3 protein-coding genes are annotated in these 2,266 nt (G+C 58.9%); all 3 read left to right on the forward strand.

What is annotated here, in order from left to right; translation table 11 throughout:
• Window positions 1-288 (forward strand): lytic murein transglycosylase (locus WBP53_RS14775; RefSeq protein ID WP_423930254.1); only part of this gene is annotated, 288 nt, incomplete at its 5' end.
• A 17-nt stretch (window positions 289-305) separates the two neighbouring features.
• Window positions 306-1,181 carry a septal ring lytic transglycosylase RlpA family protein gene (locus WBP53_RS14780; protein WP_423930256.1) on the forward strand — a complete coding sequence of 292 codons (876 nt, stop codon included), beginning with the start codon at window positions 306-308 and terminating at the stop codon, window positions 1,179-1,181.
• Between the two features lie 72 nt (window positions 1,182-1,253).
• Window positions 1,254-2,266 (forward strand): D-alanyl-D-alanine carboxypeptidase family protein (locus WBP53_RS14785; RefSeq protein ID WP_423930258.1); only part of this gene is annotated, 1,013 nt, incomplete at its 3' end.

A 2,266-nucleotide genomic window follows, 5' to 3' on the forward strand; every position in this document is an offset into this window, starting at 1 on the left:
GTCCAGGCAATGGCCGCGACCAATGCACGCGAGATCGAAGCGAATGGTCTGGATCCCGTCTACCCGATCGAGCAAATGCGCGCCTGGGGATACGAGCCAGCCGAAGCCGTGGACCCCAGCGTACTCGCAACCTTGCTCACGCTCGAAGGCAGCAAGGGCAGCGAGGACTGGCTGACGTTCCATAACTTCTATGTCATTTCGCGCTACAACCGCAGCCCGCTCTATTCGATGGCGGTCTGGCAACTGTCGCAGGAAATCGCGCTCAACGTCGTCAGCAAGACGCCGTGATCTATCGGTGGTTTCTCATGGTGACGATCCTCTTGCTGGCAGCTTGCGCTTCTCGCAAGCCGCGCGAGGTACCGCCACCGGGGAAGTCGCCCGAAACATCGAGCTCACGATCGAGCGTGCCGGAAACCAGTCGACCGCAGTCGACTCGCTACAAGAACGCTCGTGACGGAGGGCCGGCAGCACCTGAAGTGGATGTCGACAAGCTCGTCGAGCCCGTGCCGAAGCGCGAGCCGAAATCACGCTACGGCAACAAGTCGCCCTATAGCGTCCTCGGCAAGACCTACACCGTCATGCCCGATTCGGAAGGTTATTCCGAGCGTGGTATAGCATCGTGGTATGGCAACAAGTTTCACGGCTACATGACATCAAGCCTTGAGCCCTATGACATGTACCAGTTCAGCGCTGCGCACAAGTCGTTGCCACTGCCCAGCTACGTGCGAGTGACCAATCTCGACAATGGCAAAAGCGTTATCGTGCGGGTCAATGATCGAGGTCCATTCCACGAAAGTCGCATCATCGACTTGTCCTACGCGGCTGCGGTGCGTATCGGTGTCTGGCCCAAGGGAACCGGACTGGTCGAGGTCCAGGCCATCGATCCGCAGCATCCCTCCGCGGAACCGCCGCCGTCTTCTGCTGTCACAGCTTCCCATGAAGACGCGCGCATCTTCCTGCAACTGGGTGCGTTCTCGGATCGTGCCAATGCTGAGCAGGTCGTGCAGAAGGTTGAACGGGCGGGAATCGGCAAGGTCCGGATTGTCACCACACGCATTGAAAACCGCGAGATGTATCGGGTGCGCCTCGGTCCGATCGCCTCGGTGGCGCAAGCTGATGCGATGGTCGAGCGTATCGAGGCCATGGGCCTGGGGACGCCCCGAGTCGCGATCGATGACTGATCTCCATCCCAGCCCGCAGCCCGTAGTTGCAACGAGTTACGCGTCATCTAATTTTAGGAGTTTGTCTTGCACATGAAGTTGTCGATTGCCGCCCTTCTGTTCGCATCTGCCTGTTGCGCGCCCTGTTCGATGGCGCAGACGCCGGCACTGCCGACGCCGAAGCCGAAAACTGCCATTCCTTCGGCTGCTCCAGCGCCAACGCCGCCACCACCCACGCTCGCAGCGAGCAGCTGGGTGCTGATGGATTATGCGACCGGCCAGGTACTGCTCGAAGGCAATGCCCAGGGACGCGTCGAACCCGCATCGATCACCAAGATCATGACCTCGTACGTCGTTTCAGCCGAACTTGAACATGGCAAGATCAATATTGACGATCCTGTGACCATCAGCGAGAACGCGTGGCGATCCGGTGGCGCCGGAACCGATGGTTCCACGAGCTTTCTTGCGCTGGACAGCCAGGTTCCGCTGAAGCAATTGCTTTACGGCATGATTATCCAGTCCGGCAATGATGCTGCCATAGCACTGGCTGAGCACACCGCAGGGTCCGAGCCGCTGTTTGCGGATTTGATGAACCAGTACGCCGCACAGCTGGGAATGACTGGTACTCACTATGTGGATGCCAGCGGTCTGCCCAATGACAACCACTACACCACGGCGCTTGATGTCGCCCTGCTTTCGCGTGCCCTGATTCGCGACTACCCGAATGAATACGAGATCTACAAGATCAAGGATTTCGAATGGAATGGCATCAAGCAACACAATCGCAACACGTTGCTTTGGCGGGATTCCTCGGTCGACGGCATCAAGACCGGGCATACGAACAACGCCGGATATTGCCTGGCAACCTCGGCACAGCGTGGTGATCAGAGGCTGATCGCGGTAGTCATGGGTGCTGCCAGTGAGAAGGCTCGCGCCGATGCGAATCAGGAACTGCTGAACTACGGATTCCGCTTCTTCGAAACGCACAAGCTCTACGAAGTTGGAAAGCCCCTGGCCACGCCTGAACTGTGGAAGGGAGAGTACGATACCGTCGAGCTCGGAGTCGCCGAAGATGTTCTCGTGACCCTGCCACGCGGCCGTTATGC

Source organism: Dokdonella sp. (genome assembly GCF_049593775.1).
Taxonomy (GTDB): domain Bacteria; phylum Pseudomonadota; class Gammaproteobacteria; order Xanthomonadales; family Rhodanobacteraceae; genus Dokdonella.

Coding starts and splice junctions, on each gene's coding strand:
- WBP53_RS14780 (WP_423930256.1), top strand. CDS start 306: ATGGTGACGATCCTCTTGCTGGCAGCTTGCGCTTCTCGCAAGCCGCGC.